Source organism: Phycisphaerae bacterium (assembly GCA_024102815.1).
Lineage (GTDB): Bacteria > Planctomycetota > Phycisphaerae > UBA1845 > UBA1845 > JAGFJJ01.
Map to the genome: position 1 here is coordinate 361,108 of JAGFJJ010000048.1, position 18,543 is coordinate 379,650.

Sequence of the window (18,543 nt, forward strand, 5' to 3'; positions counted from 1 at the left end):
AACGAATCCCGTAATCATGGTCTTGATCGTGGCCACCCGGTAATCCCGGGCCCTGAACACCGCTCGTCACCCCTTACGACCGCAGAATGCTCCATCCGAGTTTCATAATTGCGGCGACGAGCATTTCGCACGGCCATTTCATGGGTTGGAGGGCAGGCGCGACATATATTTGTGCGCGGCCATCAAGTAGCTGCGCAGTGCATCCTTCTCGGCTGCGTCGAGCTTTGACTCTGGTGCCATGCGTTCGACGATTTTCTCCCATTGCGCGACCGTATATCGATTAACCCGCTCAACGCTGTGGCAACGGGCGCAGTCGGTTATGTAGATGTTGCGTCCCTCCTCCAGCGCCGCGAGTGATTCGTTGCTCGTGTTTGCGGTCACGAGCACGGACTCGACGCGAGGCGCCATTTGTTCGACGGTAAGGCATCCCAGGAGGGCAACCAGGAATGGCGAGCCTACAGCAAGGCGGGCGCGTCGCCGCAGAAGACGAATTCTTGGATCATGGGAATACATCGGGCAGCTCCCGTCGCAGTGAAATGCTGCGCTAACATCCGATTCCATGATGGAGAACGGATCGACAACATCGGTTCTGTCGGCGATCACCCGCCCAGCGGAATGCCGAATAAGAGCCTGGCCTGGAAATCGGGCTCGTCCTCGATGTCGCTGACCTGGAAGAGGGGGGTCATCGTCACCCACCACTTCTTTGCGCGATAGGAGAAGTTGGGCCCCAGGTAAAGGACCGCTTTCCCCCTAACGCCGCGCCAGTCGGGGATACCCAGTTCATGAAGTAATTCAGCACCGGCCAGAAATTGCGGTGACACCTGGTAGCTGAGGCCGAAAGTCTGCGCCAGCTCGCCGTTGTCTTCGTCATAGTCGTGTCCCTCCCACTCAGCCTCGAGTATCGCGTTGTAGGCCAACGTGAGCTTTCCGATGTTCTTTTGGGCGATGAACTTGCTCTCAACCTCCAGCAGCTCATCGCCGACCTTGACTTCGCCGTAGAGCGCCAGTCCGAGGAAATTGGCATTGGGATCCGAAAGATTCCAGATGCCTTCAAGGGCAACGTTATTCCACTCCCCGCGATGTCTGTTCTCCCGACGATTCTCTTCGTAGCGCCAGTCAGAAACGTAGAAGCCCAACTGGAGCCGATCGGTGACGCCGTATTCAATCTCGGTGCGAAAATCGAAACGATCAAAGTCACGATTGCTCTCCTTCGCGGTCTTCCAGGTGACCCACTGCTCGAACTCCCATTCGCCCTTCTTCTCGGTGGTCGATTCATAAACGTAAGTAAAGCGACGTTCGCCGGCGCTAACACGCCCGGCAATGAGCATCAGGACCAAGCTGACCGCCGTAGAGGATCCAAACCAATTCCTCATCACGTGCTCCTTGCGTCTAATTGCGCCGCCTCGACCGACACACATCCGTACTTGGCCCCGCGGATCCGCGAGGCCGGGCTTCGGACCGTTTCCCGCTTCCAAGCTTGCCGACCCAATCGCACGCTCTCTATTAATTGAATCCATGTCGCAAAATCGTTGGACATTGCACTTCCAGGTCGCCGCCGGAATCCGCGCAAAAATGGCCCATTTTCCATTGCTGGACGCTATTTTTCTCAGCTATTCTTGAAATCGTCCAATGGTCACCACCGACTTAACTGAGATCCGGTATCAATGAACGCGCAGATTACGCCGCTACGTTTGATCTGTCAACGGGAGGGCGGCGTCTCTCGGAACGCGGGAATTGTGGCCGGCAATCGGGCATTGAGATCCGCCCAACGGGTAGCGACGAACAAGCCGGTGTCCGCATACCCCTCGGCATGGCTTCGGGCGGAGGAAAGCGGCACGGCAGGACGTGTGGGCATGGGACGCGGCAGATTTATAATTGACTCCCGGTGGTACCGGGCAGACCTCGGGGCCGAGCGTCCTAACATGACCACTCTCGTTACCGGCGGCGGAGGGTTTCTCGGATCGGCCATTGTGCGGCGGCTGGTGGAGCGGGGTTGCGCCGTTGCCGTGCTCGGGCGGGGGGAATATCCGCATCTTCGATCGCTGGGGGTCAAGTGCATCCGCGGGGACATTCGCGGCGCGGCGACGGTACACGAGGCCTGCCGGGGTGTGGACACCGTCTTTCACGTGGCAGCGCTGGCCGGGGTCTGGGGCCGGCGGCGGGAGTTCGAGCAGATCAACATCACGGGAACGCGAAACGTCCTCGCCGCATGTCGAGCGAGCGGGGTCGGCAAGCTCGTCCTCACCAGCTCGCCGAGCGTGGTGTTCGGAGCCGCGCCCCTTTGCGGGGTGGATGAATCGCAGCCGTACCCCGACCGCTACTTGGCCGACTACCCCCGCACCAAGGCGGTGGCGGAACGCGAAGTCCTCGCGGCCAACGGGGGCGATCTTGCTACGGTTGCCATCCGACCGCACCTGATCTGGGGTCCGGGCGATCCGCACATCATCCCGCGGATCATCGACCGCGCCCGGACCGGCCGACTGGTGCAGGTCGGCGACGGCACCAACTTTGTTGATATTACCTATATTGACAACGCCGCGGACGCGCACATTCTCGCTGCGGATGCCCTTAAACCGGGCGCGGCGTGCTCAGGAGGGGCGTACTTCATCAGCCAGGGCGAACCGGTTTCGCTGTGGCCCTGGATTCGCGGCCTTTTGGACAAGCTGGGGATCCCGGGGTCGCGAAGGTCGCTTTCGCTTGCCACGGCGTATCGAATAGGAGCGCTGATGGAATTCGCACACCGAGGGCTGCCGTTTCTCGGCGAGCCGCGACTGACGCGCTTCGTAGCGATGCAGCTTGGGCAATCGCATTACTTCGATATTTCGGCGGCGCGGCGCGACCTCGGCTATATTCCCAGGGTCGGGACTGACGAAGGGGTTGAGACGCTGGTGCGAAGCCTGCGCGGCGCGAGGGGCGCATAGGCACGCCGCCCAGGACTGTCCGACAGCATTCCGCCACTTTGTGCGGCTTGGGCGCGTTTCCTTTTGGGCGACAATTGCTACCATGCCTCATCTTCCCCGTGCGGGTCCGGCGAGCATCCCGGCGGGCAGTTCGGCCCGGGCGCAGGCAGGCCAGTGCTGATGAACGACGCGGAACGTATCGTCATTACCGGAATAGGGTTAGCGGCGCCCAACGGCGACTCGCCGGAGGCGTACCGGCGGAATCTCCTGGGCGGTGTCTCCGGTGTGACCACGATCGAGACGCGCTTCATGGGCAAGGTGCACGCGGGGGTCTGTGATTTTGACGAGCGAAAGCACCAGGATCGAAAGGAGCGGCGTCGGGGTACGCGGGCGGGGGCCATCTCCATCTTTTGTGCCCACGAGGCTTTGCGCCACGCAGAGATCAATCTCGATACGCTTGACCGGGCTCAAGTGGGGACGTTCATCGGCATCACCGAGCACGGCACGGTGGAGACGGAAAACGAGATTGACGTGATCCGCCAGTACGACTATGACGTACGGTACTGGTCGCACCATCACAACCCTCGCACCGTGGCCAACAACCCGGCGGGGGAGGTGACGCTGAACCTCAGGCTGCAAGGTCCGCATTACACCATCGGCGCCGCGTGCGCCGCGGGAAACGCGGGTCTGATTCAGGGCGTGCAGATGCTGCGGCTTGGGGAGGTCGATCTGGCGCTGGCCGGCGGCGTGTCGGAGGCCATTCACTCCTTCGGTATCTTCGCCAGCTTCGCGAGCGAGAACGCCCTGGCGCGGCACGAAGACGCCACGAAAGCCAGCCGCCCGTTTGATCGGGCGCGGAACGGGATTGTGGTGTCGGAGGGCGGATGCCTATACGTTCTGGAGCGGCTGAGCGATGCCCGGCGGCGGGGGGCCCGGATCGTCGCGGAAATCGTCGGGTATGCGATGAACTCCGACGCGGTCGATCCGGTAGTGCCCGATACCGAGCGCCTGGCGGAATGCATGAATTTGGCGCTGGCCCGGGCGGGAATCGCGCCGGCGGCGGTGAATATCGTCAGCACCCATGCCACGGCGACGGAACTGGGCGACATCCGCGAGGCGCAGGCCGTGCGGCAGGTTTTCGGCGACTGCGGCAATACGTGGATCAATAATACGAAGAGTTTCATCGGGCACGCGATGGGCGCGGCCGGAGCACTGGAACTGGCGGGGAATCTGGGTTCGTTCGAGGACGGGCTGGTTCACCCCACGATCAACGTGGATGATCTGGACCCGGCATGTGCGGTTCGAAATCTGGTGGTGGGTAAGCCACAGTCAGTCGGCAAGGTGGAGTACATTCTGAACAACTCGTTCGGTATGCTGGGGACGAACTCGGCCGTCGTGGTTCGACGATACAACGTTTAGGTGGAATCCGGCGAAGCGTGGGGCTTTCCGGTCGAACTGATTGAGGGAAGGACGATGGAGCAGCAGGTTCGAGGAATGATCCTCGATATTATCGCGACAATCGCGCCGGACGCGGATCTGAGCAACATCCAGGGGGACGTGCGGCTGCGTGATCAGCTCGACTTGGACTCGATGGATTTTCTGGACATCGTGATGGAGCTGCGCAAGCGCTACAAAGTGGAGGTCCCCAAGGAGGACTACCCCGCGCTGGCGACGCTGGACAGTTGCGTCGAATACCTGGCCCCCAAGCTCTCCGCGCAAGTGAACGCCTGACCGTACGGGCACGCGAATTGAACTTCCATCGGGCGGCGCTGGCCGGGCTCCGTGGTGGTCGTTGGCGCAACGCGGCGTTCGCCGAACATCCATGCATTTCGACGTCGTCATCATCGGGGCGGGGATGTCCGGCTTGGCCGCGGGCATACGCCTCGCCTATTTCGGCCACCGGGTTCGCATCTTCGAAAGACACTACGCATTCGGCGGCTTGAATTCGTACTACACGCTGGAAGGGCGTGCGTTCGACGTCGGCCTGCACGCCGTCACGAACATCGCGCCGCCCGAGAGGCGCGGCGCCCCGCTGAACAAGCTCTTGCGGCAACTTCGCCTGAGTCGTGACGAACTGGGTCTTCTTCCGCAGCGCCATTCGGAAGTGCTGTTTCCCGGGCGGCGGCTGCGGTTCACCAACGATGCGGCGGTGCTGATCGAGGAAGTGTCGCGGGAATTCCCGCAAGAGGCGGACAATTTTCGCCGGCTCGTAGCATTCATCGGCGAGTATGACGACGCGCGGCTCGATCTGCCCTGGCGGTCGACGCGGGCCGTGCTCGGTGATTACGTCCGCGACCCTGTGCTTGTCGACATGCTCCTTTGTCCGATTTTCTACTATGGCAGTCCGGAAGAGCACGATCTGGACTTCACGTCGTTCGTCACGCTGTTCAAGGCCATCTTCCTGGAAGGGTTCGCCCGTCCGCGAGAGGGCGTGCGGCGCATCATCCGGGCGCTGGTCCGCACGTTCCACAAGAACGGCGGCACGATCAAAATGCGCAGCGGCGTCAGGCGACTGATTGTCGAGGACGACCGGGTGCAGGGGATCGAACTGGAGAATGGGGAGACGATTTCGGCCGATGTCGTGCTGTCGTCAATCGGACTGCACGAAACGATGGCGCTGTGCGGAACGGAATCAGGGCAGGAGTGGGCGAGCGAATTCCCCCCGGGGCAGATTTCTTTCGTGGAGAGCATCGCCGTTCTCGATACGCTTCCGCAGAAGTTCGGCTGGGAGGCGGCGATCGCGTTCTACAACGATGCGGAACGGTTCACATATGCCGTGCCGGACGGGCCGATTGATCCGCGCAGCGGCGTCATCTGCGCGCCGAGCAATTACGAGGGTCACGAGGACATGGCCGAGGGCGTGCTGCGGATGACCTGGATGGCCCATCCGCGGCGCTGGATCGGGGTCGCGGAGGATGTTTACGCGGCACAGAAGGCCGAGGTCGAGGCGTCGTTCCGCCAGAGGGCGGAGCGGATTGCGCCGGGGATCGCACGGCACATTGTCTTCATGGACACGTTCACGCCGCGTACGATCCGCCACTACACGGGGCACGAGAACGGCGCCGTGTACGGGACAACCCGAAAGGCCCGGGATGGGCGGACCCCCTGGGCGAACCTCTTTCTGTGCGGGACGGATCAGGGCTATCTGGGTATCATCGGGGCCATGCTCAGCGGAATTACCGTCGCGAACATGCATGTGTTGGGGAAATAAGAAGGTAACAGGCAACGGGCAATAGGCAACAGGGGAAGAAAAAGACTGGGCGGAATCGCGGCGGCAAGAAAGCAGCGCACCTGTTTGCCTCCCGATACACGATTCGGGCTGAACATTCAGAAATGGCCAAAGATCGATTGCGCAACCTTCGTCCGAAGTATGACGTCATCGTCATCGGTTCGGGTCTGGCGGGAATGACCGCGGCCAACTACCTCGCCAAGAGCGGGCGGAGCGTGCTGCTGCTCGAGCAGCACTACAACTTCGGGGGCATGGCCACGTGGTTTCGGCGGCGCGGCGGGCACATCTTCGATATCTCGCTGCACGGCTTTCCCATCGGCATGATCAAGAGCTGCCGCAAATACTGGACGAAGGAGATCGCCGATTCCATCGTGCAGCTTCGCGGCATCCGCTTCGACAATCCACAGTTCTCACTGGAAACGACCTTCGACCGCGAGGATTTCACGCGGATTCTCATCGAGCGCTTCGGCGTCGAGGCGGAAACGGTGCAGCGGTTTTTCGACACCGCCCGGGCGATGGACTTCTACGACGACCAGAGCATGACCACGCGGGAGCTGTTCGAGCAGTTCTTCCCGGGGCGGACGGACGTCTGGCGGCTGCTTATGGAACCCATCGCCTACGCCAACGGCTCGACGCTGGACGATCCGGCGATCACATATGGCATCGTGTTCTCCAACTTCATGAGCAAGGGCGTTTACATCTTCCGCGGCGGGACCGACCTGCTCATTCAACTGATGAAGCGGGAGATGATCGCCAACGGCGTGGACCTGCGACAGAGTGTGATGGTGGAGCGCATTGTCGTGCGCGACGGGCATGTGGTGGGTGTCGAAGCGGACGGGCGGATGATCCCGGCCGAGGTCGTGCTGTCGAACGCCAACCTGAAAACGACGCTGGGCAAGCTTGTGGGTTACGATCAGCTACCCAAGAATTACGCCGAGCAGGCGAAGACGGTGCGGCTCAACAACAGCAGTTGCCAGGTGTATATGGGTCTGCGCAAGGGCGCGCGGATCGATTACATCGGCGATCTGCTGTTTACTTCGGTCGATCCTGAGTTTGACTCTGTGCGGCTTTGTGCGAAGAACATCACCAGTCGCACATTCTCGATGTACTATCCGGACATCCGGCCAGGGTCGGATCGCTATGCCATTGTCTCCTCGACCAACGCCAATTGGTCGGACTGGGTCAACCTGACCGAAGAGGAATACGCCCGCGATAAGCAGCACATGATCGAGTCGACGATCGACGCGCTGGAGAAGTACTTGCCGGGGATTCGCGGAAAGATCGAACACGTGGAAGCATCTACGCCGAAGACGTTTCACTTTTACACGCAGCACGCGGCCGGGGCGACGTTCGGCACCAAGTTCGAGGGCTTGCAGGTGAGCATGGATTTGCCCAAGCAGGTCGAGGGGCTTTATCACGCGGGCTCGGTGGGGATCATCATGTCGGGCTGGCTGGGGGCGATCAACTACGGTGTCATCGTGGCCAACGAGGTCGAAAGCCACTTACACGCGAAGAGGCCGATGTCGGTGGCGGGTTAGGGCTGGAGGGGCGGTTATGAGTCGGGAAGAGATTCTTCGTGCGATTCCTCACCGCCCGCCATTTCTGTTCCTGGATGAAATTGTAGAGATTGACTCCGACCGTATTCTGGCGCGTAAGCAGGTCAGCCCCGAGTCGGATTTCTTTCGCGGGCATTATCCGCACTTTCCGGTCATGCCGGGCGTGCTGCTGTGCGAGTGCTGCTTCCAGGCGGGGGCGGTGCTGATTGCGCGGCGCGTGGGTGACAAAGCGATGGCATCGGGCGTACCGGTGGTGACGCGGATCAATGATGCGAAGTTCCGGCGGATGGTCCGGCCGGGGGATGTGCTGAGCATCGAGGCGCGGATCGACGACGTGCTCGACGAGGCGTACTACCTGACCGGGCGAATCAACGTGGAGGAAGCGCCGGTTCTGCGCGTGGGCTTTGCCTGCATGCTGGCCAAGGAAGAGAGCGCCGGGGCGTGAGTTTTCTGAACGTCGAGGACAAGACGTTTGTCGTGTTCGGCGTGGCCAACCGCCGCAGCGTGGCCTATCACGTCGGGAAGGTTCTGGAAGAAGCCGGCGCGAAGGTCGTTTACAGTGTTCGTTCCGAGGCGCGGCGCGAAGGAGTGGCGAAGCTGCTGCCGGAGCGGGACATTTTCACCTGCGATGTGGAGCAGGACGGGCAGATCGCGGCGCTGGCGGAAGCGGTCGGCAAGCGGCACCCGGTCATTCACGGGATCGTCCACTCCATCGCCTTCGCCAATTACGAGAACTTCTCGGGGAAATTCCACGAGGTGAGTCGGGAAGACTTCCTCCAGTGCGTGTCGGTGAGTTGTTATTCACTAATCGCGATTGCCAATGCGTTTCAGAAACTGCTCGACCCGAACGCGAGCGTGGTGACCATTTCCATCTCGACGACGCGCATGGCGGTGGAGAGTTACGGTTACATGGCGCCGGCCAAGGCGGCGCTGGATTCTTCGATCGCCTTTCTGGCCAAGTCGTTCAGCCAGTTTTCGCGGGTGCGATTCAACGCCGTGTGCGCGGGATTGCTCAAAACCAGCGCCTCGGCCGGCATTCCCGGATACATCGACCATTATCTCTACGCCGAGCAGGCCGCGTTGCGAAAGGAAGCGCTGACGACGGAGGAGGTCGCCAACGTGGCCACGTTCCTGCTCAGCGAGCGCTCCAGCGGGATCAATGCCCAGGGCATCGTGGTTGATGCGGGCATGGAGACGAACTACTTCGACGAGTCGATCGTCAAGCATACCCTTCGCGGCGTCTGGCCGGCGGAGTAGGCGGAATCGCTGCTGCCCTGCTACGATTCGCACATGCTGATCTACGTTGCATTGGGTCTGGCCGCATTCATCGGGGCGTTCATCTCCGGCGTCATCGGGATGGCCGGGGGGATGCTCATGCTGGCGGTCGTGCTGACTTTCCTGTCGCACGGTGAGGCCATTCCCCTGCATGCTTTCGTGCAGCTCTTCAGCAACGGAACGCGGGTGCTTGTCTTTCTCCGCAATGTGGACTGGCCGACGCTCGGACGATTTTCGCTCGGCGCGGCGCCGGGCATGGTCGCGGGGATGTTTCTGCTCCGGGCGATGGGTGAGGCCGATGAGGCCGAGCCGTGGCTGAAAATGCTCATCGGGGCGTACATCCTGGCGGCGACGTACCTTCCGAAACCGAAGAAGCGAGGGGGCGGGGCGGGACACTGGTGGGATTTCGTCGGGCTGGGATTGGTGGCGGGCGTAGCGTCACTCACGATCGGTGCCGTCGGACCGCTGATCGGTCCGATGTTCATTCGCCGGGACTTCGTCAAAGAGCGGCTGATCGCCACCAAGGCCGTATGCCAGCTCGTGACGCACGTGGCCAAGATTCCAGTGTTTCTTGCCCTGCGCGATCTGGACGTGTCGCGGTTGGGTTCCATCGCGCTGGTGATGATCCTGCTGGCCGTGCCGGGGACGGTCCTCGGTAAGCGCGTCGTCGGCCTGGTGCGCGAGCATCATTTCGTGATTGCCTATCGCATCGGGCTGACCATCGCGGGGCTGAAGGTGTTGCTGGTGGACGGGGCGTGGGGGCTGTTGAATTCTCAATAATGGCGTTGGGGGGGGCGATCGACCCGTCCCACGGCTCTTAGGTAGCGCGTCTTGCTTGGACGAGGTTCTTGCCCGCCGTAACATTCCTTGCGTGGAATCGTCTTTCGAAATCTTCGACCACACGGCCGACATGGGCTTTCGCGTTCGCGCAGCGACCATGCCCGGGCTGGTCGAGCCGGCGGGAAAGGCGCTGTACGCGATCATCGGGGAGTTGGTCGCCGGGGAGCCGAGCGATCCGCTGCGCTTCGAGGCATCCGGCGAAGACCCGTCCGTGCTGCTAAGGGATTATCTGGATGAACTGCTGGTACTCTTTGAACGCGGCCAGGTAATTGTCGTCCGGCCGGTGGTGGAAGCATTCGACGCGTCGCGGCTTGTGATCGTGGGCGAAACCGCCCGTATCGATCCCGAGCGTTCGGCATTCCACCGCGAGGTGAAGGCCATCACCTATCACGAGCTGGATATTCGCAAGATCGCGGGCGGGTTCGAGGCGACGGTGATTGTGGATATTTGAGAGGCAACAGGCAACGGGCAGTAGGCAACAGGAAAGAGGAAGAAGCCACGGAGCGACTGAGCCACGAAGCCACGAAGGGGAAGAGAAAAGACGAGCGGGAGTCGAGTGAGTCACTGAGGGGTCCGCCGTTCGGACCATCTTCTGAGCCACAGGCATCAGTCTGCGCGAACTTACATATGTGATAGATTTGCCAATTGTGAGAATGTCATGCCCAATGAACATTACACCGGGCCGCTGGAACGCGTGGATCATTGCCGCTGGCGAATCCCAAAATCCTACAAGGAGGGCATGCGCGTCGACGGACTCATTTACGCCGACGCCAAGCTCGTCGAAGCCATCAAGCAGGACAAATCGCCGGAACAGGTGGCCAACGTCGCCTGCCTGCCGGGGATCGTGCGTTACTCCCTGGCCATGCCCGACATTCACTGGGGCTACGGGTTCTGCATCGGCGGGGTCGCGGCCACCGACCCGACGCAAGGCGGCGTGATCTCGCCCGGCGGCGTGGGCTACGACATCAACTGCGGCGTGCGGCTGATCCGCACCAACATCACCATCGACGACGCCCGCCCGCGCATGGAGAAGCTCGTCAACCAGCTCTTCCGCGACGTGCCCTGCGGCGTGGGGCAGGGCGGCGTGATCAAGTTCGACCGTCGCGAGCTGCGCGACCTGATGGAGATCGGCTCGAAGTACGTCGTCGATCGCGGACTGGGCTGGAGCAGCGATGTCGAATCGACCGAAGCCGGCGGGCGGATCCCCCATGCCGAGCCCGACCTCGTCTCCGATCGCGCGCTTCAACGCGGCGGCGACCAGTGCGGCACGCTGGGCAGCGGAAATCACTTTCTCGAAGTGCAGTATGTCGAGCACATTGACGACGCCCCGGCAGCGAAGGCTATGGGACTGGAAAAAGGGTATGTGACCGTGCTCATCCACTCCGGCTCGCGGGGGCTGGGATACCAGGTGTGCGACGACGCCCTCAAAGACCTGCGGGACACGCCGCGCAAGTACGGCATCGACCTGCCCGACAAGCAGCTTGTCTGCGCCCCGGTCGATTCGCCCGAGGGGAAGAAGTACCTCGGGGCGATGCGGGCGGCGGCCAACTTCGCCTGGTGTAACCGGCAGATCATGACCCACCTCGCCCGCGAAGCCTTCGCCCGCGTGTTCGAGACGTCGGCCGAGCGACTCGGCATGCACCTGGTCTACGACGTGGCCCACAACATCGCCAAGATGGAACCCTATGACGTGGACGACCGAACCGCGGAGCTATGCGTGCATCGCAAGGGAGCAACCCGAGCCTTTCCGCCGGGACACCCGGAACTGCCCGAGCGGTATCGCGGCATCGGCCAGCCGGTGCTCGTCCCCGGCGATATGGGGCGCAGCAGTTATGTGCTCGTGGGTCAGCCGGGCTCTATGGAACATACCTTTGGGAGTTGCTGCCACGGGGCGGGTAGGAGAATGTCGCGCGGGGCGGCCATCCGTGCGAGCAAGGGGCGGTCGATCAAGCAGGAGCTGGCCGATCGCGGGGTCATCGCCCGGGCGCGCGGCCGGACGGGATTGGAAGAGGAACAGCCCGACGCCTACAAGGATGTGATCCAGGTGGTGGATGTGCTGCATTCAGCGTCGATTAGCCGGAAGGTGGCAAAGCTGAGGCCGGTGGGGGTGATAAAGGGGTAGCAACGCCACCTTCGGCTTTTCGCAGACCACATGCGTCGTGTAGGAAGTACGTTCTTCAACCCAGCTCTGGCGCCTTGGCTAACGCGGCGAGCAGATTCGGAATCCATCTCACAGGGATGCCCGTTGGATCATTGAGTCGAAGCACTTCGCCCTCAATCGTGGGCGCGGTGAGATACGCGTCGTCGGTCAACCGGCCTTCATGAATGAATGAATTCCGAAACGCCTTGTAGAATAATTCCTCGATGTTCGTGAGTATCCTCGACTTGCCGAATGGAATGCGAATGTTCTCGCGGGGTGCAAACCGTCCAGGTTGCGGATTCGGCACAATTACATCGCTGATTAGATCGAGGATCATACACTTAAAAGCCTGTCCGTCTTTCATCTTGCGCGATTCGTCCACCTTCGCTCGCCTGTCTTTCGTATTTGCGTGCTGATCTGGGTGGTAATCCAAGAGCTTGTCGAAATACACTCGCTGTGGCGTCGTTCCCGGGTATCGAATTCGTGAGAGCCCTGCCACAGCGACCAACGCAAGGACAAAAGCGCCGTCGCAGCGACTTGCCTTCAACAGGACGCGAGCATCCTCAATCCGATCGCGAATCCCCTGTACCCTCGACATGCCCACCAACCTAACTCGCTTCCGCCTATCGTCAAGACTTGTGGGGCATGCGGTTCGCGGGGCGAAGGACTGGCGGTTCGCATGCCTTCACCATAACGCCCCCGAAGCGTGACTACTGAAACCCTTTGCGTCGGTCGCGGAGATGCAGCGGCCTTCTCTCTCAGGTTGGGCGCGACACAGCGGTGGCGATGGGGTGCCTTGCGCGTTTAGTAGTTGAGGCATGCGAACCGCCTGCCCTACCCCGATATCGACGACCGGGCCCATAGCCACGGTATTAGAGGCGCGGACATACGCACCGACCACCCCGGCGCACGCCGGAGTCTGGGGAGACATACGGCTCACCGGCTCTACGAACACTGGAGGACCATCCAAGACTTGCCGAAACGTCTTTCCAACAGGTCAGACTCGTGGATGCAATAATAAAGATAACCCAAGTCGCCCCACATCATCCCCGCCTCCTCGCAACTGGGGACTTGCAGGAGCAGGCGCCAGTTCTGGCTCTCTCGCCGATACTCTTGAATCTGCGGATCTCTGAATTCATCGCCATCGCAACATATCCCGGCTGAAACAAGCGCGCACTCCAGCATTATGTCGCCCTGAATCACATCAGGGTATCCGCCCAGCAACATCCCCGCGTAACTCGTATCTTCGGCTCCTACCGCCTGGAGAAAATCGAAGTATCGATCGTCCTGCTCAGAAGACAGCTGCAAATTGTCAATGGGGAATGATTCTTGTGGGGGAATGGTGGCGGTGGTCTTGGCCGCCAAGCCACACGCCGGGAAACGGGCGTCCTCAGGGATGTCCTCCGGCCAATCCTCGAAGGCAGCTACGGCATCGTGGCCATTGGGTGTGTAAAGCACTAAGAAACTACCCGCATCTTTCGGATCGAATCCCCAAGTACTCTGTTCGGCGTTATAGAAGAAGGACAGTAACCCGCGCGCCGGAAAGCCCTGGTCCATCATGGGTGGTAGCTCGTCCAAGGCCACTTGGGCTATGAAAGCAAGGCTGCGCCCCTTGTAGCTTGGCCAAGCCTGACCGGGCGGCAACAGGGGCAGTCCCCCAAGGCGAGATATCGAGAGCGGAACGTCCGATGGGTCGATCGCGGGGCGGAAACTGACCGCAGGACGAGCGAGCTCCTCGATCGCGTCAATACGCGAGAAGCCCTTCTGCTTTGCCAACTCGATGATCTTCTCTTTCGTCATCGCAGGCCTTCACCGAGCGAAGCAATCCGGCCAGCACCATCGCGCAAGGCCGCTCGGTTGTAACGCCAGTCCCCTACTCACCGCCAGCAATCCCACCGCCACCGGTCCCGACAAAACTCAGACTTTAAGGGCATCCGCTTACGTGCCGCCGGCAAGCGGTTTGCATGTCATCTCCGTAACGCCTCTGGAATGGCGCTTGCGGAATCAGCCTGCGAGGGTAAGGAAGGGGTGTTCTTGATTGGAGCAATCGCCGCAAATCAGTCGCGCCGCCGAAAACGCACTCCGACACGCGAATTCGGAGAACCGCGCACGGCTTCCACCGGTCGCCTTCCGCGCGGTGTTCGCAGTCTTCGGCACCCTGGCCGTTCGGCACTGTCGAAGCCGTCCTTGCCGCACTTCCGGCGATTGGTGACCGCTATGGCGATAGCCGCTGAATACGCTGTCGAGCGTTTCAACGCCACAGTGCACCTGCGTGCCCACTGTCGCGAGACTCCCGGCGAAGTGAAATCGGGCAACTTGAATCCGTTCGCAATGGTGCTGTTTGTCGCCTTGGCAATTGTCGCCGGATCGGCGCCGGCTCTCGGACAGGTTCCCGCCACAGCAGCACCCCAAGCGAGCGAATTGACGTCGTTGGGCGGCAAGCCCGATACGACCAAGTGCCTGGCCTGTCATCACGCCGAGTACGTGCCCGACTTGCCCAAGCAGGTCGTGCCGTTCAGTGCTTCGGTTCATGGGGACTTAGATTGCACGGACTGTCACGCGGGGATCGAGCAGCTGGCTGTGCCCGAGTCTCTGCCGCCGAAGAAACCTCCTCACCCGATCCACCTTCCACCGGTCGACTGCGGTGACTGCCACGACGATGAGGCCGCACTCTACACGATGCACGGACCGGGAGTCGTCGGCAAGAACCCGGACATTCCGACGTGCGCACGCTGTCACGGGGCGCACGATATCCTGTCGCCTTCAGACCCACGATCGCACGTCAACCCGGACCGACTCCCCGATACTTGCCGGCGTTGCCACGGAAAGGTCGACCTGGCAAAGAAGTACTACCAGCTCTCCGCGGCATTCGTGAGTACGTACCACATCAGCGTGCATGGCACATCCGCGATACCGGGCTCATCCGTTGCGGCCACGTGCGAAGACTGCCACGCGGCGGCCGGCTCCAACGGCAAACGAAGCGCCCACCTGATCCTGGGGCCTGCCAGCCCGAAGTCTTCGATTTACTATTTCAACATCCCCAATACCTGCGGGCGTTGTCACAAGGCCATCGTCAAAGATTACTGGGCGGGCATCCACGGACAACTCGTTGCGCGCGGCGAAGTCGGGGCACCCGTTTGTACGCGTTGTCACGGCGAGCACGGTATCTTCCGGATCACCGACCCGCGCTCGCCGGTGAGTCCCACACAAGTCGCCGTGCAGACCTGTTCGCCGTGTCATGACTCGGTCGTTCTCAGCCAGCGATACGGACTGCCCGGCGGACGCCTCAACACGTACGTGGGAAGCTATCACGGACTGAAGGCCCGGGCGGGTGACACGCTCGTCGCCAACTGCGCGTCCTGCCACGGGGCCCATCGCGTGCTTCCCTCGAGCGACCCGGATTCTTCGATCAACCAAGGCAATCTCCAGCATACTTGCGGCCATTGCCACCCAGGAATCTCGCAGCGTGTCGCGAGCACGCCAATACATCAGACCGAGACGACCATGAGATCCGGCTGGGCTCACTTCTTCACCGAATTCTATATCGCTCTCATCGCGGTAACGATCGGATTCATGGTCGTTCACAACGTTGGCGACTGGTGGAGCACGGTGCGCGACCAAGCCAGCAAGCCCCTCGTCGTTCGTCTGAGCACGAATGAGGTAGCCCAGCACTGGGTGTTAATGCTGTCGTTCGTCGTGCTGGTAGTAACGGGATTCGGTCTGAGATTCGATCAGTCGTGGTGGGCTCGTTTGATGTTCGGATGGGATAACGGCTTTACCGTTCGCGGGATTATCCACCGTGTGGCCGGAACTGTCCTGATACTCGCGTCCTTCTGGCACCTTGTGTATCTCTTCGGTGCGCGGGGGCGCCGATGGCTACGCGACATGATCGCCTCCCGGAAGGATCTTGCTGATTTGAAACAGAACGCTCTGCATTTCCTCGGTTTGAAGAAGCACCGTGCACGCTTCGGCCGCTTCAGCTATCTGGAAAAGGCGGAGTACTGGGCGTTGGTCTGGGGCACAATCATCATGTCGATCACCGGGCTTCTCCTTTGGTTCGACAATGACGTCGCTCCATATTTCCCCAAGGGATTCCTGCAAGTAGCCTTGGTGATCCACTATTACGAAGCCTGGCTGGCAACGCTTGCGATTCTGATCTGGCACATCTACGGCACCGTTTTCCGGCCCGCCATTACCCCGATGAACCCCGCCTGGTGGTCCGGCAAAATGCCCAAGGGAATGTATGACGAGGAGCATCCGGAGAGTCCGGAGTTCCCAGCCGGCATCCGCAGTGGCCTTTCCGGGCGATCGGCTGGCGATGAACATCTTGATTAGGAGGTCGCTTCGCTTGGCTTAAGCCGACCTCAGCGCCACCGCCCAACTCACCACCAGCAATCCAATCGCCGCGAAGCCGAGAATACATTGGAAAATCCGCGACCGGCGAATGCGGTCACTCAGTCGGCTTTCGATCGCGCCGAGGGCGGCGCCGCTGGTGAAGCCGGTAACGTGCGCCAAGACGTCGGTGCGTTCGCCGCCGGTGCCGAGGAAACTCAACAGCACGGCCGCGCCGATCAGCGGCGCCAGACGCAGCATCCACGAACGCCGACCGGGCATGCGCCGACTCCACGAAAGCGCCGCCACCATGCCCAGCGTGGCGAAAACGGCCGTCGAGGCACCAATGGAAGTGTGCTGCGGTTCGCGAATCCAGGCGTTGAGCAGGTTGCCCGCGCCGCCGGCGAGGAGAATGCTCAGCCAGGCGACACCTGATCCGAGGATCTGCCCGGCGAAGAGACCAAAGAGCCCGCCGAAGAGCAAGTTCGAGACGAGGTGCAATCCGTCGGCGTGAAGCGTGAGGGCCGTAATCGTCCGCCAGACTTCGCCGTGGCGGATGGCCTCGGCGTGCGTCATGCCGGCGCGCAGCCAATGGTGTGAGATCAACCCATAGTGCTCGAGCCCGGCGACGCCGATCAGCGCGGCCGCATAGCCCGCCACGCCGAGCCATCCCCGGCCGGGTGGTTCGGGCGGGACGTGCCTGATGGGCTCCTCGATGGTTGGCTCAGGGTTTTCCTCCTCGTAGGCCTCGATCTCCTCGAGCGCGGCCGGGGTATCTTCCGCCGACACGAGGATGACGAACTCGCGGCCGTCGAAGGCGACGATATGGTCGATGCCCGCAGCCTTGAGGGCCAGCGCGCGGGCATGACCGGCGCGTCCATCGGACGAGCGGTAGACGACCTCTGTCAAGGATGCGCGGCCGGGCATGGTGGGATATTGTACCCACGCTTGACGACGCGCGCAGTCTCCCCGGTCGATTCCTCGCGCCAGGAACCGCCGCGAGGGCTTCAGAACCGTGCGGTCTCGGCAAAGCGGTGCTAGGCCGCCGGCTTCCCTGTGCGGAAAATGCGCCTGCCAACGAAAAGTGCCGTGGCGGCGCTCAGGACGAGAAGCGCCATCGCAGCCAGCCCCCATTCCGAAGTCGTGGGGACAGATTCAGCAAACACGACGGCCGCCGACGGCAAGAGGTCGTAGTCAGGACCATTGGGCGCTAAGGCTGGGCGCAAGAGGATTTCCCTCCCCGATGGGAACAGATTATTCGTGCCAATGGCCGGGACCGGATCGTCAAACTGGATTATTCCCGTTGTGGAATCGAAATTCCCCTGGACGCTCGACGTCGACGGACCCGCAGTTACCGAATTCGGCCCCGTCGGGTTCCCCAAGAACGTTATGGAGGCCGCGGTCAGATTCAGCTGCACGATCTCGACCGGGATCTGATCGGGCGGACCGGATCCGAAGGATAGTTGAAATGTTCCTGCAAACTCCGTGGGACCCGTAAGTGTCTGCGATGCGGAGAACGTTCCGTCGGGAAGGATGTTGGCGTGGTCAACAATCTCGAGCACGTTGCCGCCGGCCGGCTGCAATTCGAATGACGCCGTGGAATTGGGCGCGACCACTCCCGCAGTGACGACGACCCGCCAGCTTCCGCTTCCCTCACATTTATCACCGCTGCTGGTAACGCCCGGTGCAAGGCAATAGCAGTCTCTCCAAATGTTTCCGGCGACATCCTTGCACGTGCAATTCCCTCCGCAATTTGCCCCTGCCGGAGCGCAATTGTAGTGAAGGTTGGTTACCCACATTCGGGCACATTTGCCTTTATTGGCGTGGACTTTGTCGCTCGACGATGCCATTACGATTGCCGCGATGAACATCAGCAAATGCGGCTGCTTGAAGCATGAGGTGATTGTCATGGTCGTCTCTCCTCTTGACGTGCGATTGCCAGGTTGGAATCCGGGTCGTGGCCAGTCACGTTGACCGCCAGCCCGCTGCCGAGTGCATCATGCCGCGCCGCCCAAGTTGATGCGGAATCCCAGTGAAATGACCTCCTCTCCCAGATGCGCGGCCAGCTCAATCCAGAAATGGATGTGATGAACGTGACCCAGCCCGAACGGGTCCTTCACTGGGGCCCAACAATAGTCACTGAGATCGTGATTAGGCAAGAGAAAAATATTGCCTGGTGCCGCTGCGTTTGCGTCGAAAAATGGAGAGAGGGAGTATGTTAACGTAGGTCGGGATGCAGCACCAATTTAACCCACCGCAGAGCGTCTCGTG

17 protein-coding genes are annotated in these 18,543 nt (G+C 61.4%); 11 read left to right on the forward strand and 6 right to left on the reverse strand.

Annotated elements, in window-relative coordinates; all coding sequences use genetic code 11:
* Window positions 1-138 precede the first annotated feature (138 nt).
* Window positions 139-381, reverse strand: coding sequence for a cytochrome c (locus J5J06_12575; GenBank protein MCO6437919.1), 243 nt, complete (start codon window positions 379-381; stop codon window positions 139-141).
* A 218-nt stretch (window positions 382-599) separates the two neighbouring features.
* The gene (locus tag J5J06_12580; protein MCO6437920.1) at window positions 600-1,373 is read right to left on the reverse strand and encodes a hypothetical protein; all 774 of its coding nucleotides are present in this window, start codon (window positions 1,371-1,373) and stop codon (window positions 600-602) included.
* A gap of 549 nt (window positions 1,374-1,922) precedes the next feature.
* Between J5J06_12580 and J5J06_12585 the strand changes: the two genes are divergently transcribed.
* From J5J06_12585 to J5J06_12630, 10 genes are all read left to right on the forward strand, one after another.
* Window positions 1,923-2,921, forward strand: a complete 999-nt coding sequence (locus tag J5J06_12585; GenBank protein ID MCO6437921.1) for an NAD-dependent epimerase/dehydratase family protein — start codon at window positions 1,923-1,925, stop codon at window positions 2,919-2,921.
* A gap of 159 nt (window positions 2,922-3,080) precedes the next feature.
* A complete protein-coding gene (locus tag J5J06_12590) occupies window positions 3,081-4,319 on the forward strand; it encodes a beta-ketoacyl-[acyl-carrier-protein] synthase family protein (protein MCO6437922.1) in 1,239 nt (412 codons plus the stop codon).
* A gap of 54 nt (window positions 4,320-4,373) precedes the next feature.
* Window positions 4,374-4,631: an acyl carrier protein gene (locus J5J06_12595; GenBank protein ID MCO6437923.1), complete on the forward strand. Its 258-nt coding sequence runs from the start codon at window positions 4,374-4,376 to the stop codon at window positions 4,629-4,631.
* Between the two features lie 91 nt (window positions 4,632-4,722).
* Entirely contained in the window at window positions 4,723-6,111 is a 1,389-nt protein-coding gene (locus tag J5J06_12600; protein MCO6437924.1) for an NAD(P)/FAD-dependent oxidoreductase, read from the forward strand.
* A gap of 122 nt (window positions 6,112-6,233) precedes the next feature.
* Window positions 6,234-7,667 (forward strand): NAD(P)/FAD-dependent oxidoreductase, encoded by a 1,434-nt coding sequence (locus J5J06_12605; GenBank protein ID MCO6437925.1) that lies wholly within the window; start codon window positions 6,234-6,236, stop codon window positions 7,665-7,667.
* A 16-nt stretch (window positions 7,668-7,683) separates the two neighbouring features.
* Complete coding sequence (locus J5J06_12610) at window positions 7,684-8,130, forward strand: beta-hydroxyacyl-ACP dehydratase (protein ID MCO6437926.1); 447 nt, start codon at window positions 7,684-7,686, stop codon at window positions 8,128-8,130.
* Window positions 8,127-8,942, forward strand: coding sequence for an SDR family oxidoreductase (locus tag J5J06_12615; GenBank protein ID MCO6437927.1), 816 nt, complete (start codon window positions 8,127-8,129; stop codon window positions 8,940-8,942). The genes J5J06_12610 and J5J06_12615 overlap by 4 nt, the downstream gene beginning before the upstream one ends.
* Before the next feature lie 33 nt (window positions 8,943-8,975).
* On the forward strand, window positions 8,976-9,740 hold the full coding sequence (locus J5J06_12620; GenBank protein MCO6437928.1) for a sulfite exporter TauE/SafE family protein: 765 nt from the start codon (window positions 8,976-8,978) through the stop codon (window positions 9,738-9,740).
* A gap of 55 nt (window positions 9,741-9,795) precedes the next feature.
* The gene (locus tag J5J06_12625; GenBank protein ID MCO6437929.1) at window positions 9,796-10,251 is read left to right on the forward strand and encodes an archease; all 456 of its coding nucleotides are present in this window, start codon (window positions 9,796-9,798) and stop codon (window positions 10,249-10,251) included.
* A 207-nt stretch (window positions 10,252-10,458) separates the two neighbouring features.
* Window positions 10,459-11,922 carry an RtcB family protein gene (locus J5J06_12630; GenBank protein MCO6437930.1) on the forward strand — a complete coding sequence of 488 codons (1,464 nt, stop codon included), beginning with the start codon at window positions 10,459-10,461 and terminating at the stop codon, window positions 11,920-11,922.
* Window positions 11,923-11,977: 55 nt separating this feature from the next.
* Here J5J06_12630 and J5J06_12635 read toward each other — a convergent pair whose 3' ends face one another.
* Together J5J06_12635 and J5J06_12640 are read right to left on the reverse strand one after the other, a co-directional pair.
* Complete coding sequence (locus J5J06_12635; protein MCO6437931.1) at window positions 11,978-12,538, reverse strand: hypothetical protein; 561 nt, start codon at window positions 12,536-12,538, stop codon at window positions 11,978-11,980.
* Between the two features lie 347 nt (window positions 12,539-12,885).
* Window positions 12,886-13,740 carry a DUF1963 domain-containing protein gene (locus J5J06_12640; GenBank protein MCO6437932.1) on the reverse strand — a complete coding sequence of 285 codons (855 nt, stop codon included), beginning with the start codon at window positions 13,738-13,740 and terminating at the stop codon, window positions 12,886-12,888.
* A gap of 417 nt (window positions 13,741-14,157) precedes the next feature.
* Between J5J06_12640 and J5J06_12645 the strand changes: the two genes are divergently transcribed.
* Window positions 14,158-16,275 carry a cytochrome b/b6 domain-containing protein gene (locus J5J06_12645; protein MCO6437933.1) on the forward strand — a complete coding sequence of 706 codons (2,118 nt, stop codon included), beginning with the start codon at window positions 14,158-14,160 and terminating at the stop codon, window positions 16,273-16,275.
* Between the two features lie 18 nt (window positions 16,276-16,293).
* On the opposite strand, the gene J5J06_12650 is transcribed toward J5J06_12645, so the two are convergent.
* Both J5J06_12650 and J5J06_12655 read right to left on the reverse strand, forming a co-directional pair.
* A complete protein-coding gene (locus J5J06_12650; GenBank protein ID MCO6437934.1) occupies window positions 16,294-16,848 on the reverse strand; it encodes a rhomboid family intramembrane serine protease in 555 nt (184 codons plus the stop codon).
* 461 nt (window positions 16,849-17,309) lie between these two features.
* Window positions 17,310-18,182, reverse strand: coding sequence for an IPTL-CTERM sorting domain-containing protein (locus J5J06_12655; protein MCO6437935.1), 873 nt, complete (start codon window positions 18,180-18,182; stop codon window positions 17,310-17,312).
* Between the last annotated feature and the right edge of the window lie 361 nt (window positions 18,183-18,543).

What these genes read in the sequence shown, in the direction of transcription:
- J5J06_12580 (MCO6437920.1), bottom strand. Translation starts at nt 1,373, where the DNA reads ATGAGGAATTGGTTTGGATCCTCTACGGCGGTCAGCTTGGTCCTGATG.
- J5J06_12585 (MCO6437921.1), top strand. Translation starts at nt 1,923, where the DNA reads ATGACCACTCTCGTTACCGGCGGCGGAGGGTTTCTCGGATCGGCCATT.
- J5J06_12590 (MCO6437922.1), top strand. Translation starts at nt 3,081, where the DNA reads ATGAACGACGCGGAACGTATCGTCATTACCGGAATAGGGTTAGCGGCG.
- J5J06_12595 (MCO6437923.1), top strand. Translation starts at nt 4,374, where the DNA reads ATGGAGCAGCAGGTTCGAGGAATGATCCTCGATATTATCGCGACAATC.
- J5J06_12600 (MCO6437924.1), top strand. Translation starts at nt 4,723, where the DNA reads ATGCATTTCGACGTCGTCATCATCGGGGCGGGGATGTCCGGCTTGGCC.
- J5J06_12605 (MCO6437925.1), top strand. Translation starts at nt 6,234, where the DNA reads ATGGCCAAAGATCGATTGCGCAACCTTCGTCCGAAGTATGACGTCATC.
- J5J06_12610 (MCO6437926.1), top strand. Translation starts at nt 7,684, where the DNA reads ATGAGTCGGGAAGAGATTCTTCGTGCGATTCCTCACCGCCCGCCATTT.
- J5J06_12620 (MCO6437928.1), top strand. Translation starts at nt 8,976, where the DNA reads ATGCTGATCTACGTTGCATTGGGTCTGGCCGCATTCATCGGGGCGTTC.
- J5J06_12630 (MCO6437930.1), top strand. Translation starts at nt 10,459, where the DNA reads ATGCCCAATGAACATTACACCGGGCCGCTGGAACGCGTGGATCATTGC.
- J5J06_12635 (MCO6437931.1), bottom strand. Translation starts at nt 12,538, where the DNA reads ATGTCGAGGGTACAGGGGATTCGCGATCGGATTGAGGATGCTCGCGTC.
- J5J06_12640 (MCO6437932.1), bottom strand. Translation starts at nt 13,740, where the DNA reads ATGACGAAAGAGAAGATCATCGAGTTGGCAAAGCAGAAGGGCTTCTCG.
- J5J06_12645 (MCO6437933.1), top strand. Translation starts at nt 14,158, where the DNA reads ATGGCGATAGCCGCTGAATACGCTGTCGAGCGTTTCAACGCCACAGTG.
- J5J06_12650 (MCO6437934.1), bottom strand. Translation starts at nt 16,848, where the DNA reads ATGACGCACGCCGAGGCCATCCGCCACGGCGAAGTCTGGCGGACGATT.
- J5J06_12655 (MCO6437935.1), bottom strand. Translation starts at nt 18,182, where the DNA reads ATGACAATCACCTCATGCTTCAAGCAGCCGCATTTGCTGATGTTCATC.